The sequence below is a fragment of the Aquamicrobium aerolatum DSM 21857 genome, assembly GCF_900113935.1.
Lineage (GTDB): Bacteria > Pseudomonadota > Alphaproteobacteria > Rhizobiales > Rhizobiaceae > Aerobium > Aerobium aerolatum.
Map to the genome: position 1 here is coordinate 33,264 of NZ_FORF01000006.1, position 13,423 is coordinate 46,686.

Genomic DNA, 13,423 nt, shown 5'->3' on the forward strand with positions numbered 1-13,423 from the left:
TCGTGGCCAATATGGCTCCTGGCGCTGCATCAGCCAAGCTGGAGATGAAATATGTCGAAATCAACTTCCGAACTGGCGTCGCGTTTCTTGCCCAACACAGAGCTGGGAGAGGCAGAAAAGCGCGTTCTTGATCGGCTGCTTTCCCGAAAAACGCTTGCCCACAACATCAATGTGCGCCTTGCAAAGGATGCAACATTTGGCCAGCGTCTCGCCGACAGCATTGCGCGCATTGGTGGCTCGTGGGGCTTCATTCTCGGCTTTATCGCCTTCCTTGTCGCATGGACATTGCTTAACGGCTGGCTCCTGATGGCACATGCGTTCGACCCTTATCCCTTCATCTTTCTCAACCTCATCCTCTCGATGCTCGCCGCTGTGCAGGCCCCCATCATCATGATGGCGCAGAACCGTCAGGCTGCGCGCGACAGGATCGACGCAGCCCACGACTACGAAATCAATCTCAAGGCGGAACTCGAGGTGATGGCGCTCCACGAAAAGATCGACGAGCTGCGTCACAGCGAGTTGATGGGAATGAGATCCGATCTGGCTACAGTTGTAGGCAGCCTCGGCCGCATCGAGGCAAGGCTGGCTGACGCCACACAGTCATGACTGACACTCTGCATGCACTCGTCGAGCGCTTTGGGCTCCTGGCGGTTTTCATCGGCTGTCTTGCCGAAGGGGAAAGCGCGGCCATTCTGGCAGGCTTCTTCACTCATCAAGGCCTGTTTGCCGTGGCATCGGCATTTCTCGCAACATTTCTCGGCGCGTTTCTTGGCGACGCGGCGATTTTCATCGGCGGCCGGCGATTCGCCACGCAACCGAATATCCACGCCATCACGGCCCGACCAGGATTCGACCGCGCCCTCAACCTGGTGGCGCGACACCCGACGGCCTATGTCTTGCTCAACCGGTATGTCTACGGATTTCGTCTTGTCGGCGGAATCGCGGCCGGCCTGTCGACCATTCCGGTGCCCAAGTTCCTGCTGCTGAATGCTATCTCATCGCTGATCTGGAGCTGCCTGTTCCTGTCCATCGGATATGTCTTCGGTGCAGGCGCGCAACAGGCTTTGGGCGGTGAACTGGCAAAACACGAACGACTGCTGGTCGGCCTTGCCATCGCGGTAGCGGTAACGCTCGTGACTGGAGCGGCGGCGCATTTTCTGGGCCGACGCAGAAGGCCCCAATAGCGCGCAACGAAAAAGGCGCGGATCGCTCCGCGCCTTCATAATCGCCATCAGGTTATTGATCAGCCGTGCGCAGCGTGCTTTGGCTGCTCGCCGGTCTTGCCCTTGCGCAGAAGGTCGGACACCAGAAACGCCAGTTCTACCGCCTGATCGGCGTTGAGGCGCGGATCACAATGGGTGTGGTAGCGATCCTGCAACTCATCGTCGCGAATTGCACGTGCGCCGCCAGTGCATTCCGTCACATTCTTGCCGGTCATCTCGATATGAATGCCGCCCGGATGCGTGCCTTCGGCATGATGCACGTCGAAGAACGACTGCACTTCTTTCAAGATGTAATCGAACGGGCGCGTCTTGTAGCCCGCAGCAGTGATCGTGTTGCCGTGCATCGGGTCGCAGGACCATACGACCTTGCGGCCTTCCTTCTCGACGGCACGGATCAGCTTCGGAAGATGCTCGCCAACCTTGTCGGCACCGAAGCGTGCGATCAGAGTCAGGCGGCCTGGTTCGTTCTCGGGATTGAGCAAGTCAATCAACTCGAGAAGACCGTCCGGTGTCAGCGACGGACCGCACTTCAGACCCAACGGGTTCTTGATGCCGCGGCAATACTCGATATGCGCGTGATCCGGCTGACGCGTACGGTCGCCGATCCAGATCATGTGCCCCGAGGTTGCGTACCAGTCGCCAGACGTCGAATCGACCCGGGTCAAGGCTTCTTCATAGCCAAGCAGAAGTGCTTCATGGCTGGTGTAGAAATCCGTCTCACGCAACGCCGGATGGCTTTCTGCCGAGATCCCCACTGCCCGCATGAAATCGATGGTTTCCGAAATACGCGCGGCAAGTGCCTCGTAACGCCCGGACTGCGGGCTATCGGCAACGAAACCCAGCATCCACTTGTGGACGTTTTCCAGATTGGCGTAACCACCCTGCGCGAAAGCGCGCAGCAGGTTCAGCGTTGCAGCCGACTGGCGGTATGCCATTTCCTGACGCGCAGGATCCGGGATACGCGACTTCTCGTCGAAGTCGATGCCATTGATGATGTCGCCGCGGTAGCTCGGCAGCGTGACATCGCCCTTGGTTTCGCTGCCCGAAGAGCGTGGCTTTGCGAACTGGCCAGCGATGCGGCCAACTTTCACCACCGGCTGGGCGCCAGCGTAGGTGAGGACCACGGCCATCTGCAGGAATACGCGGAAGAAGTCGCGGATATTGTCCGCGCCATGCTCGGCGAAGCTCTCGGCGCAATCTCCGCCCTGCAGCAGGAAAGACTCGCCATTGGCGACCGTCGCAAGCTGTCGCTTCAACTTGCGTGCTTCACCAGCAAAAACCAAAGGTGGATAGGATGCGAGCTGCTTTTCGGTCTCGGCCAGAACGGCAGCGTCCGGATAAGCCGGAACCTGCTGGATTGGCTTGCTTCTCCAGGAGTTCGGGGACCAATTGTTGTTCATTTCGCACCTATACGTCACGGGCGGGCGACCTGCGCCCGCAAAGACCCGATTGGCCGGGACGCGGCTCCCTTACACGAGAGACACCACGTATTCCAGTCTTAACGGCTCGAACGCTGAACTCGAGCGCTATCAGTCGACACGTTCGCCGTTTTTGACTCGATAGCTAGGCTGATACATGGTCACCAGTTCTTCAGCTGCTGTAGGGTGAACCGCCATCGTCGCGTCGAAAGCGTCTTTGCTCAACCGCGCCTTGACCGCGATACCCAGCAACTGAGCCATTTCGCCAGCGTCAGGGCCGAGTATGTGCGCACCGACGACGCGTCGTGTTTCTGCATCGACCACCAGCTTCATGATCATCTTGTCCTGACGGCCAGGCAAGATGTTACGCATCGGGCGGAATTCTGCACGATAAATTTCCAGTTCCTCGAACTGTCTGGCTGCCTCGTCCTCAGAAAGACCGACGGTGCCAATCTCAGGCTGTGAAAATACGGCCGTCGCGATCGTCTCAAAATCGGGCTTTGTCGGCTTGTCGCGATAGACGGTATCGATGAAACACATGGCCTCGTGAATTGCGACCGGCGTCAACTGAACGCGGTTCGTCACGTCGCCAAGTGCATAGATGTTGTCGACATTGGTGCGCGAGTAGTCGTCGATGAAAATTTCTCCGTGAGCGCCCGTCTTGACACCAGCAGCCTCAAGGCCGAGGCCTTCTGTATTCGGCGCGCGGCCCAATGCCAGCATGAACTGACCGACATTGAGCGTCTCACCACTGGAAAGCTTGATGTCGAGTGTATCATCGTCACGCTTCTCCACGCTCTGCGCGACCGAATGGAGAATGATGCGGATACCTTTATCTTCCATCGCTTTATGGAGTCCGCGCCGCATGTCCATGTCGAACCGGTTCAGGATCTCCTGTCCGCGATAGATCAACGTCGTTTCGACACCGAGTCCATGAAAGATGTTGGCGAATTCAACGGCGATATAGCCACCCCCAGCTATTGCGATGGCTTTCGGGAGCTTTTCAAGGTGAAACGCCTCGTTGGAGCTAATCGTGTGCTCGAACCCAGACAACGCCGGATGCGGGCTGGGTCGTCCACCAACCGCGATGAGAATTCGCTCCGCCGTAACCGTCCGGTCTTCGTTGACGATCCGCACCGTATGCTTGTCGATCAGTTCCGCCCGGCTCTGGATGATATCGGCGCCGGCACGCTCAAGATTCGTCCGGTAAATGCCTTCGAGACGGTCGATCTCCTTGTCCTTATTGGCAATCAGCGTGGGCCAGTCAAAACTGTTTTCCCCCACCGACCAGCCATAGCCGGCAGCATCCTCGAAATGTTCGGAGAACTGCGAGGCGTAAACAAACAGCTTCTTGGGAACGCAACCACGCACCACGCAGGTGCCACCGAACTTATACTCTTCGGCAACTGCAACACGCTTGCCGAGCGACGCTGCGACGCGCCCTGCCCGCACACCACCGGAACCGCCACCAATGACAAAAAGGTCGTAGTCAAATTTCTGCATGGTCGAACTCCGGCGTGCCTGCTCTAAAATCTATGTCTCACCTAAGATGGCTGGTGCCAAAAGAAAAGCCCGGGAAAACCCCGGGCTCATGCAGTATCGGAATGTGTTACCTTTGTACGGTCAATTTCCCGTGGCCGCGGGAGCCTCTGCCGCAGCGGGTGCGATCTTCTGGAGTTGCTCACCGACTTGCTGCGCCAGATCGCGACCGATACCCCGCTGCCAGATTTCCGCAGCCTTGAGAATTTCGCGTCCCGCAATAGGACCATCATTCATCAATTTCTTGCCACTTTCCGACTGATAGAACGTCGAAATATCCTTGAGCTCGGTTTCACTGAAAACCCGTGCATAAGCAAGCGCGGCTTCCTTTTCGAGATCGCCGCGACGGGCAGCCAGAGCCAAGGCCGTCTGGTCGACAATTCGATTGATTTCCGCCTGCAGGTCAGGGTTTTTCTGGATCAGCTCTCCCTTAAGAGCACCAACCGCCTGCGGCAGGATGGCGTCGAACTCAAGCGTGACACCCGTGGCAGCGATCGCAGCGCGGGCCGCGGCAAGATGGCTCTCAGAGACTTCCTGCGCACTGGCCGGCAAGGACAGGGCCAGGAGTGCAACGGTACCGGCTACAGCAGCCATGCGGCGCGAACGGTTAACCAACTTCATGGTGAGGGAACTCCCTTAGTGTTGCTTCTTGACGGCGCGTACCGTTCTTGCACCGCCGGCATCAGCGACAATGGCCGCATCAGCCAATCCGAGAAAAAGACCATGTTCGACGACACCGGGGATGGCATGCAGAACATCTGAAAGCGCTCTTGTATCCGGAATACGGCCAAAAGATGCATCGAGAATGAAATGTCCGCCATCTGTAACAAACGGGGTTGTGCCCGTCATCCTCAAATTGATCGGACCTTCAAGACCCAGTGCGTCCGCTGCAGCGCGAATTGCGATCGTCGTGGCCTTAAGTCCGAAAGGATTTACTTCAATCGGAAGCGGGAACTTGCCCAGCGTATCGACGAGCTTCGATGTATCGGCGATCACCAGCATCTGCCTGGAAGCTGCAGCGACAATCTTCTCCCGCAGCAAGGCTCCGCCGCCCCCTTTCACAAGCGCCAATTCTGGATCGATCTCATCGGCCCCGTCAATGGTCAGATCCAGCTCCGGTGTTTCGTCGAGAGTCGACAGCGGAACGCCGAGTTCCTGGCACAGAGAAGCAGTGCGTTCCGACGTCGGAACGCCGATCACGCGGAAGCCTTCAGACACTTTCACAGCCAGCAAGCGCACGAATTCTTCGGCAGTCGAGCCGGTGCCGATCCCGAGCTTCATCCCGTCGGTGACATGCGTGAGCGCTTCCCGCGCCGCTTCGATCTTCAGTTGTCTCGCGTCCATCATGCTTCCTCGGCAGGTCAATTGCAGGGGGTCGTAGCAGTTTTGCTGAAGCGGGCAAGTGCTTTATCGGTTGTGCGCCCGCCAACAGCTTGCCGCACAGACGGCAAACCGGTATCGCCTATCTTATCTGATCGTTGCCATCTCCGGAGACTTGCTGCATGACCAAGCCCATCATTGTCTACGACCTGGACGGAACTCTCGTAGACACAGCGCCGGATCTGCTGGACAGCCTCAACCACTGCCTGAACCAGGCCGGTCTGGAAACTGCCGAACCTACGGAGCTTCGCAAGTTTGTGGGCATGGGCGGTCGCGTCATGATTGAACGCGCGTTTGCGGCCCAGAACAAGACATTGGAACAGGACCAGCTCGACCGGTTGCTCGCAGCCTTTCTTGACCACTACGGTGGCGCAATCCCTGGAAAGTCCCAGCCCTACGCAGGCGTGCTGAGCGCGCTCGATAGGTTCGAGCGTGCAGGTTACATCGCAGCTGTCTGCACAAACAAATACGAGAATCTTGCAACGTCGCTCATCGGCTCTCTGGGTCTTGCACCCCGCTTTGCGGCAGTGTGTGGACAAGACACGTTCTCGTTCCGCAAGCCCGACCCTCGCCACCTCACCGAAACCATCGCCCGCGCCGGGGGCTCTCCTGCCCGTGCGGTGATGATCGGCGACTCGCGCACAGATATCGATACTGCGAAGGCAGCAGGCATTCCTGTCGTCGCCGTCGACTTCGGATACACCGACCGGCATGTCCGTGAATTTGAGCCTTCTGTGGTGATCTCGCACTTCGACGAACTGACACTCGAAGTGGTGGAAGGGCTTCTGCAAGCGGCGACCATCTGATTTTACACAGACTATCTCGCTGGCGCGTCAAGCGCCCTTGACTTGCATCGCAGCTCCACCTTATATCGCCGCACTTTCGCGAGCCGAACCGGTTCGTGATCGGGCGCGTAGCTCAGCGGGAGAGCACACCCTTCACACGGGTGGGGTCACAGGTTCAATCCCTGTCGCGCCCACCATTGTTTCAAGAAAATCTCAATTACTTGCGGAAACTGCGCTCGACGTCGCACGTCTCGTTGGCAGTGGAGCGTGATCTCGGGCGGTGGGAGAAACGATGCTCCTTCGCTTCGCCCACCCAGAATCACAAAATAGATACCAGCTCGCGCAAATGTCAGCTGGCCGGAGCGCGTGATGCCTCCACCTTGTTGCGTGCGGCGATGACCTTATCGTCACGGGCATACACATCATTGAAATATTCAACTTTCCCCCCTGCATCTGGCCACGCGGTGAAATAGGCCACATAGACGGGGACTTTCACCTTCAGGTTTTCTCGGGAATGGGGGCGCTCGAGGCGGGACGCGATGTCGCTGCGATCCCATCCCAGCACGGCCGCCGCCATGGCGCGGGGATCGGCAAGACGAATGCATCCGTTCGACAGGGCACGATTGTCGCGCGCGAACAGGTGCTTGTCCGGTGTGTCGTGCATGTAGATCGCATGTTTATTGGGGAACATGATCTTCATTTCCCCCAGCGCGTTGCCCCGACCTGGAACCTGACGCACATCGTAAGGGATGTTCGCACCATATTGTGTCCAGTTGACCGAAGAGGACGCGATCTTGCGGCCATCGCGGGCGACAACCTCAAAGCCGTTACGATCCAGATAGGATGGGTCCGAATAAAGTTTCGGCAGATATTTGTTCACCAGAATTGAGCGCGGCACGCCCCAATAGGGGTGAAACTCGACATACTGAATCTCATCCTGGAAGAAATAGGTCTGCGTTCCGAGCGAGCCGACGACAGTCGTCATCGCAAGCTTCTCTACCCCATTTTCAACATAGGTCGCCGTGAATGCAGGCGTGTTGATGAAAACGTAGCGGTCGCTCAGATCTGACGGCAGCCAGCGTAGCTGCTCCATCGCAACCAGCACCTTGTTGATTCGCGCCGATCGCGTCTCACCGGCGATTGCCTGCACTGTCCGCGGACCGATAACGCCATCATCAGTGATCCCAGCCGCTTTTTGCGCGGCTTTTATCAATGGCACCAGATCCTGCGCGTAAATGTGGCTCTCGCGGTTGCTGGCCAGAAGCTCACCATACTGCGTCAAAAACGCTCCGTCGGCCCGGCGTTCGATCAAAGTCAGCAATTTTGGAAATTCGTCACTGCTCTGGCCTGGCTTGATGACCGTGCCGTCGGCAATGACGATATCGTTTTCAGCTATTGCCTGAAGCGCCGCCAGTTCTGCCCGCAGTTCTGCATATTGTTTGTTCTGGGGATGGAAGCCTTCCAGAAGCGATGACACATCGTGGCTGCGCGCAAGCTCCTGCAGCAGCGCGGCGCGATCCAGTTCCTTTGGCTTGAAATCGTGATAGCCGGAAATCCGGTTTGGATCGACCCGTCCGGCCTGCGCGTCACGTGCATAGCGTAATACGCGTGCCGTGAGTGCCATTTCGAAACGAGCCAAGGCAGCGCTATCATTTGGCGAAGACGCCTCGACAGCATAATCATCCGGGTTGAGACCGTGTTCGGCAGCCTCGCCAAGAATACGTATCGCTGCTTCAGCACGCGCCGAAACGCCACCTTCATCCACCCAAATGAATGCCGGATTCTCAGAATAATGGGCCAAAAGCGCTGAAGCAGCGTCCTTCTCGGCCACTATCTCGAAGCCTTGAAGAGCGGTCAGATCAACGTCTTCAAGCGCTTTTTGTGCCGCCACCTGCTGTTGCGGCTGATCGGTCGCGCCCGCTCCGTCTTGCGTAGGCCGCTTGAGCGATGAAAAGTCGATGCGCACCAGGGCGTCGACCTTATAGTCGTAGTAGCCAGGACCAGTAACGCGCGGAGGTGCCGCCGGTGGCTTCGGTGCTGCGGGAGGAGCTTGCTCCTGCACGACCGGCGCCGAACGTTTATTACCAAACAACGCCTCTAACAGACCTTGTGCGGACGCCTGTTCAGCAGACACAGCCCAAAATGTAATGACTGCCGTGGCTGACAGGAGCAGCGGAGACCGACTCGACTTCATCCAATAAATTTCCTTATGGGACGTCGACTATAGTGATTCACGCTCTGGCCGTTAAGTCTGCGATTACCTATCGCGGAACCTGCACCATGCGTGCGGCACTTTGAACACACCCAGAGAACTCACCCGGACATGGCCGAGAACGCCGCGAAGCAATTGGCTTATCGCCTTTGCTTGGATAAAGAGGCCTCAACACGCAAGCCACAACACATCAGATGGAAGACCGCCATGACTGATCAGCCGACAGCAAGCCTTTTCCCCCTCGGCGCCGACGAGACGCCATACCGCAAACTGACGTCAGACTTCGTCTCGGTGGAAACTTTTCGTGGCCAGGAAATCCTGACAGTTGAGCCCGAAGCCTTGCGGCTCCTGTCAGAAACTGCGTTCTCTGACATCAACCATCTTCTGCGCCCAGGGCATCTTCAGCAGCTCGCCTCGATTCTGGAAGATCCTGAGGCCACCGACAACGACCGCTTTGTCGCCTACGATCTCCTGAAGAATGCAAACATTGCGGCCGGCGGTGTCCTACCGATGTGTCAGGACACCGGTACCGCGATTATCATGGGCAAGAAGGGCCGACGTGTCTGGACCGAAGGCGGCGATGACGGGCTGCTTGGCCAGGGCGTGATCGACGCCTACTACAAGAAGAACCTGCGCTATTCGCAGCTCGCGCCCATTTCGATGTTCGAAGAAAAGAACACGAAAAATAACTTGCCCGCCCAGATCGACATCTATGAAGAAGGTGTCGACGAATACAATTTCCTGTTTGTCGCAAAGGGCGGCGGTTCGGCCAACAAGACGTTCCTTTATCAAGGCACGCCTTCGCTTCTGACACATGACCGCATGGTCGCATTTCTGAAGGAAAAGATCCTGACGCTCGGCACCGCCGCGTGCCCGCCATACCACCTTGCGATTGTGATCGGCGGCACGTCAGCCGAGATGAACCTCAAGACGGTCAAACTTGCATCGACGCGCTATCTCGACTCGTTGCCTACGAGCGGCAGCGATGAAGGGCACGCCTTCCGCGACCTCGAGATGGAAGCCGAAATCCATAAGATGACCCAGCAGCTGGGTGTGGGTGCGCAGTTCGGCGGCAAATATTTCTGCCACGACGTGCGTGTCATCCGCCTCCCGCGCCACGGCGCATCGCTGCCTATCGGCCTGGGCGTGTCCTGCTCGGCGGATCGCCAGGCGAAGGGCAAGATTACGCGGGACGGCGTATTCATTGAGGAACTGGAGACCAATCCAGCTCGCTTCATGCCTGACATCGATGAGGAAAAGCTGACCTCCCATGTGGTGCGCATCGACCTCAACCAGCCGATGTCAGAAATTCTCAAGACGCTCTCGCAACACCCGGTGAAGACGCGCCTGTCGCTCACCGGGTCAATCATCGTGGCCCGCGACCTTGCACACGCAAAGATTCGTGAACGGCTGGAGAGCGGCGAAACGATGCCGGACTATTTCAAGAATCACCCGATCTACTATGCGGGCCCGGCCAAGACGCCGACCGGCTACGCGTCCGGTTCGTTTGGCCCGACAACTGCAGGTCGAATGGATTCATATGTCGATCAGTTCCAGTCGTTCGGCGGCTCGATGGTGATGCTGGCAAAGGGCAACCGCTCCCGCCAGGTTCGCGACGCTTGCGGCAAGCACGGCGGCTTCTATCTTGGTTCGATCGGCGGACCCGCAGCCAGACTCGCACAGGATTGCATCAAGAAGGTCGAAGTGGTTGAGTATGCCGAACTCGGCATGGAAGCGATCTGGCGTATCGAGGTCGAGAATTTTCCGGCCTTCATCGTGATCGACGACAAGGGCAACGACTTCTTCAAGGAACTCAACCTCGAATAGGACGAATGCGGATGGCGATGAAAAAGGGCTACAAAGCGCTGCTTCAAGAGGCAAATGCTGCGATCAAGGCAGTATCGCCACAGGAGGCGTACCGATTGGCTCAGTCGCCAGACCATGTACTGGTCGACATCAGGGACCCGCGCGAACTTGAACGCGACGGGCGGGTTCCCGGCGCTCTTCATGCTCCGCGGGGCATGCTTGAGTTCTGGATCGACCCGGAAAGTCCGTATCACAAGCCGATCTTAGCCAGCGGGAAAACCTTTGTGTTCTTTTGTGCTGGCGGCTTGCGATCAGCGCTTGCCACGAAGACCGCGCAGGACATGGGACTTGAGCCCGTCATGCACATCGAGGGCGGCTTTGGCGCCTGGCGTGATGCGGGTCTGGCGGTGGAAAGAAAAGATCAATCCTGATGAGGTCTGGGCTACGATCAGGCTGATCTGCGACTAATCATCGTCGAGGCGTCAACGGCGCTCTCGCGAAAGTCCCTTGGCGGCAAGCTCATCCAGATAAGCCTGCCAACGGGATTCCTTTTCATGCCCGAGCGTGTGAAAATAATCCCACGTGAAAATGCCGGTGTCGTGAAAATCGTCAAATGTGATGCGAACCGCATAGTTTCCGACGGGCTCGATCTTGGAGATGACAACATCGATCTTGCCTGGAACCGTGACGCGCTGTTCCGGCGAGTGCCCCTGCACTTCTGCCGACGGTGACAGAACGCGCAGCAGTTCCGCTGTAAACTCGAACGGCTGGTGCCCCGGAAAGCTCACCGACAGGACGCGACGATCTTTCGATACGCGCAACTCACTTGGTGCGGTCATATGATTCCCCAACATTTGTCACGGCCAGCTTAGCTCCGGCAGAACGGCACGGCCATAGGGCCGGCCAGAACCTGCCACTTGAATTGGCGTTTGGTTTGGCCGACATTCGGGATGAGGATGCACGTGGTGCAACGACACAATGGCACGCAATGGTGTCAAGGAAACGCGAATACATGACATTTCCCTACGCAAACATGACGGATAATTTCGGCCGCGACATCACCTATCTGCGGGTGTCCGTGACCGACCGTTGTGATTTTCGCTGCACTTACTGCATGGCGGAGGACATGACGTTCCTTCCGAAGAAGGACCTTCTCAGCCTGGAGGAGCTCGAACGCCTCTGCAGCGTCTTTATTGCAAAAGGTGTGCGCAAGCTGCGTCTGACCGGAGGCGAGCCGCTGGTACGCCGAAACGTCATGGAACTGGTGCGCCAACTGTCACGTCACCTCGAAAGTGGCGCGCTGGAGGAGCTGACGCTCACCACCAACGGGTCTCAGCTGTCTCGTTTTGCCAATGAACTTGCCCAACATGGCGTCAAGCGCCTCAATGTCTCGCTGGACACGCTGGACCCCAGCAAGTTTCAGGAAATTACACGCTGGGGGGAACTGTCCAAGGTTCTGGCGGGCATTGACGCGGCCCAGGCCGCTGGCTTGCACGTCAAGATCAATGCTGTTGCCCTCAAAGGCTTCAATGATCATGAATTGCCCGACCTGATGCGTTGGGCGCATGGTCGCGGTATGGACATGACCGTGATCGAGACCATGCCAATGGGCGAGATCGACGCTGACCGGACGAACCAGTACCTGCCGCTCTCGCAACTGCGTGCAAAACTGGAGCGCCAGTTTACCCTCAACGATATCCCGTTCAAAACCGGCGGGCCGGCTCGTTATGTCACCGTTGAAGAGACTGGCGGGAAGCTCGGGTTCATCACCCCAATGACGCATAATTTCTGCGAAAGCTGCAACCGCGTCCGACTGACCTGCACTGGAACGCTCTATATGTGTCTTGGCCAGGAGGATGCCGCCGATTTGCGTGCGCCACTGCGCGCGTCTGAGGGTGACGAACTGCTGTCCAACGCCATCGATGAGGCGATCGGCCGGAAGCCGAAGGGGCACGATTTCATCATTGATCGGCGCACCAACCGCCCCTCTGTATCGCGCCACATGAGTGTTACGGGCGGCTGAGTCTTCCAGATTTCCGCGTAAACATCGTGACCATTGCGCTTGGGTACGGCGCGGCCTAGTGATCGTATACCGATACGATTCCCGAGAACATTGTCCGTGCCACTATCTGCAAACCTCCGCGGCGCCCTGTTCATGGTCATTTCCATGGCGGGCTTCACTCTCAACGATGCGCTCAGCAAGGTGCTGCTTGGATCTATGGGAAACGGGCAACTGATGCTCGTGCGCGGAATTTTCGCAACCTCGGCCGTGCTTGTGCTGGCCTGGTACAGCGGTGCACTCGCGCACCCGCGACAACTGCTCAACCCGATGGTCGCCTTGCGATCGGTTTGCGAGCTTTTGTCCACGATGACCTATCTCGCCGCGTTGTCGCACATGCCACTTGCGAACGTCTCCGCACTGATGCAGGCCCTGCCCCTCGCCATCACGGTTGGCGCGGCGCTGTTCTTGGGCGAGATGGTTGGCTGGCGCCGGTGGCTCGGCATCTGCATCGGCTTCACCGGCGTCATGATCGTGGTGCGTCCCGGCTATGATGGTTTCAATGTCTACTCTCTGCTGATGATTGCATGCGTCAGCGTGTGCGCCGTTCGCGACCTGTCGACCCGTTACATCCCGACGGATACGCCATCGGTCCTGGTCTCTACCCTCACATCGACCATCGTTACCATTGGCGGCGGATTGTTGATCCCCTTCACAGGCGGTTGGCAACCAATGACGGCAGGCGATATCGGCATCACCGCCGCTGCTGCTGGTCTGCTGCTGATTGGATACCAGTTCATCATCATGTCCACGCGCGTTGGAGATGTCTCCTACATCGCGCCATTCCGCTACACCGCACTCCTTTGGGCGGTCCTTCTGGGATATCTTCTGTTCGGCGATGTACCCGACACCGCCATGATCATCGGCGCTGCGATAATCGTCGGCTCAGGACTTTATACCATCTATCGCGAACGCCGGGCCGGCAGGACGCAACCTGTCGCCGATACGACTACGCCCGGTATGGGGGTCGATGGCCTATAGACACGTCGACAGTCGATTGC

At 57.9% G+C, this 13,423-nt stretch carries 13 protein-coding genes and 1 tRNA gene; 8 read left to right on the forward strand and 6 right to left on the reverse strand.

Features of this window, described 5'->3' with window-relative positions; genetic code table 11:
• Window positions 1-51: 51 nt before the first annotated feature.
• Entirely contained in the window at window positions 52-606 is a 555-nt protein-coding gene (locus BMZ42_RS06240) for a DUF1003 domain-containing protein (RefSeq protein WP_091519981.1), read from the forward strand.
• The gene (locus BMZ42_RS06245) at window positions 603-1,184 is read left to right on the forward strand and encodes a DedA family protein (protein ID WP_091519984.1); all 582 of its coding nucleotides are present in this window, start codon (window positions 603-605) and stop codon (window positions 1,182-1,184) included. The genes BMZ42_RS06240 and BMZ42_RS06245 overlap by 4 nt, the downstream gene beginning before the upstream one ends.
• Before the next feature lie 59 nt (window positions 1,185-1,243).
• On the opposite strand, the gene BMZ42_RS06250 is transcribed toward BMZ42_RS06245, so the two are convergent.
• From BMZ42_RS06250 to rpiA, 4 genes are all read right to left on the reverse strand, one after another.
• Window positions 1,244-2,623, reverse strand: coding sequence for a class II 3-deoxy-7-phosphoheptulonate synthase (locus BMZ42_RS06250; protein ID WP_091519986.1), 1,380 nt, complete (start codon window positions 2,621-2,623; stop codon window positions 1,244-1,246).
• Window positions 2,624-2,752: 129 nt separating this feature from the next.
• A complete protein-coding gene (gor, locus tag BMZ42_RS06255) occupies window positions 2,753-4,144 on the reverse strand; it encodes a glutathione-disulfide reductase (RefSeq protein WP_091519988.1) in 1,392 nt (463 codons plus the stop codon).
• A 120-nt stretch (window positions 4,145-4,264) separates the two neighbouring features.
• Window positions 4,265-4,801 (reverse strand): DUF2059 domain-containing protein, encoded by a 537-nt coding sequence (locus BMZ42_RS06260; protein WP_091519990.1) that lies wholly within the window; start codon window positions 4,799-4,801, stop codon window positions 4,265-4,267.
• Between the two features lie 15 nt (window positions 4,802-4,816).
• Entirely contained in the window at window positions 4,817-5,527 is a 711-nt protein-coding gene (gene rpiA, locus BMZ42_RS06265) for a ribose-5-phosphate isomerase RpiA (protein ID WP_342028919.1), read from the reverse strand.
• 155 nt (window positions 5,528-5,682) lie between these two features.
• On the opposite strand from rpiA, the gene BMZ42_RS06270 reads away from it, so the two are divergent.
• Both BMZ42_RS06270 and BMZ42_RS06275 read left to right on the forward strand, forming a co-directional pair.
• Window positions 5,683-6,366 (forward strand): phosphoglycolate phosphatase, encoded by a 684-nt coding sequence (locus BMZ42_RS06270; protein WP_091519995.1) that lies wholly within the window; start codon window positions 5,683-5,685, stop codon window positions 6,364-6,366.
• 101 nt (window positions 6,367-6,467) lie between these two features.
• A tRNA-Val gene (locus BMZ42_RS06275) sits at window positions 6,468-6,542 on the forward strand.
• A gap of 152 nt (window positions 6,543-6,694) precedes the next feature.
• Here BMZ42_RS06275 and BMZ42_RS06280 read toward each other — a convergent pair.
• On the reverse strand, window positions 6,695-8,407 hold the full coding sequence (locus tag BMZ42_RS06280; protein ID WP_342028920.1) for a L,D-transpeptidase family protein: 1,713 nt from the start codon (window positions 8,405-8,407) through the stop codon (window positions 6,695-6,697).
• 357 nt (window positions 8,408-8,764) lie between these two features.
• Here BMZ42_RS06280 and BMZ42_RS06285 point away from each other — a divergent pair, with 357 nt between their 5' ends.
• Both BMZ42_RS06285 and BMZ42_RS06290 read left to right on the forward strand, forming a co-directional pair.
• Window positions 8,765-10,384 (forward strand): fumarate hydratase, encoded by a 1,620-nt coding sequence (locus tag BMZ42_RS06285; protein WP_091520000.1) that lies wholly within the window; start codon window positions 8,765-8,767, stop codon window positions 10,382-10,384.
• Between the two features lie 17 nt (window positions 10,385-10,401).
• Window positions 10,402-10,794 (forward strand): rhodanese-like domain-containing protein, encoded by a 393-nt coding sequence (locus BMZ42_RS06290; RefSeq protein ID WP_091520300.1) that lies wholly within the window; start codon window positions 10,402-10,404, stop codon window positions 10,792-10,794.
• A gap of 51 nt (window positions 10,795-10,845) precedes the next feature.
• Here BMZ42_RS06290 and BMZ42_RS06295 read toward each other — a convergent pair whose 3' ends face one another.
• Window positions 10,846-11,202 (reverse strand): gamma-butyrobetaine hydroxylase family protein, encoded by a 357-nt coding sequence (locus BMZ42_RS06295; protein ID WP_091520003.1) that lies wholly within the window; start codon window positions 11,200-11,202, stop codon window positions 10,846-10,848.
• Between the two features lie 173 nt (window positions 11,203-11,375).
• Between BMZ42_RS06295 and moaA the strand changes: the two genes are divergently transcribed.
• A complete protein-coding gene (gene moaA / locus BMZ42_RS06300; protein ID WP_091520004.1) occupies window positions 11,376-12,386 on the forward strand; it encodes a GTP 3',8-cyclase MoaA in 1,011 nt (336 codons plus the stop codon).
• Window positions 12,387-12,482: 96 nt separating this feature from the next.
• Window positions 12,483-13,403, forward strand: coding sequence for a DMT family transporter (locus tag BMZ42_RS06305; RefSeq protein WP_091520007.1), 921 nt, complete (start codon window positions 12,483-12,485; stop codon window positions 13,401-13,403).
• The last annotated feature ends 20 nt before the right edge of the window (window positions 13,404-13,423 follow it).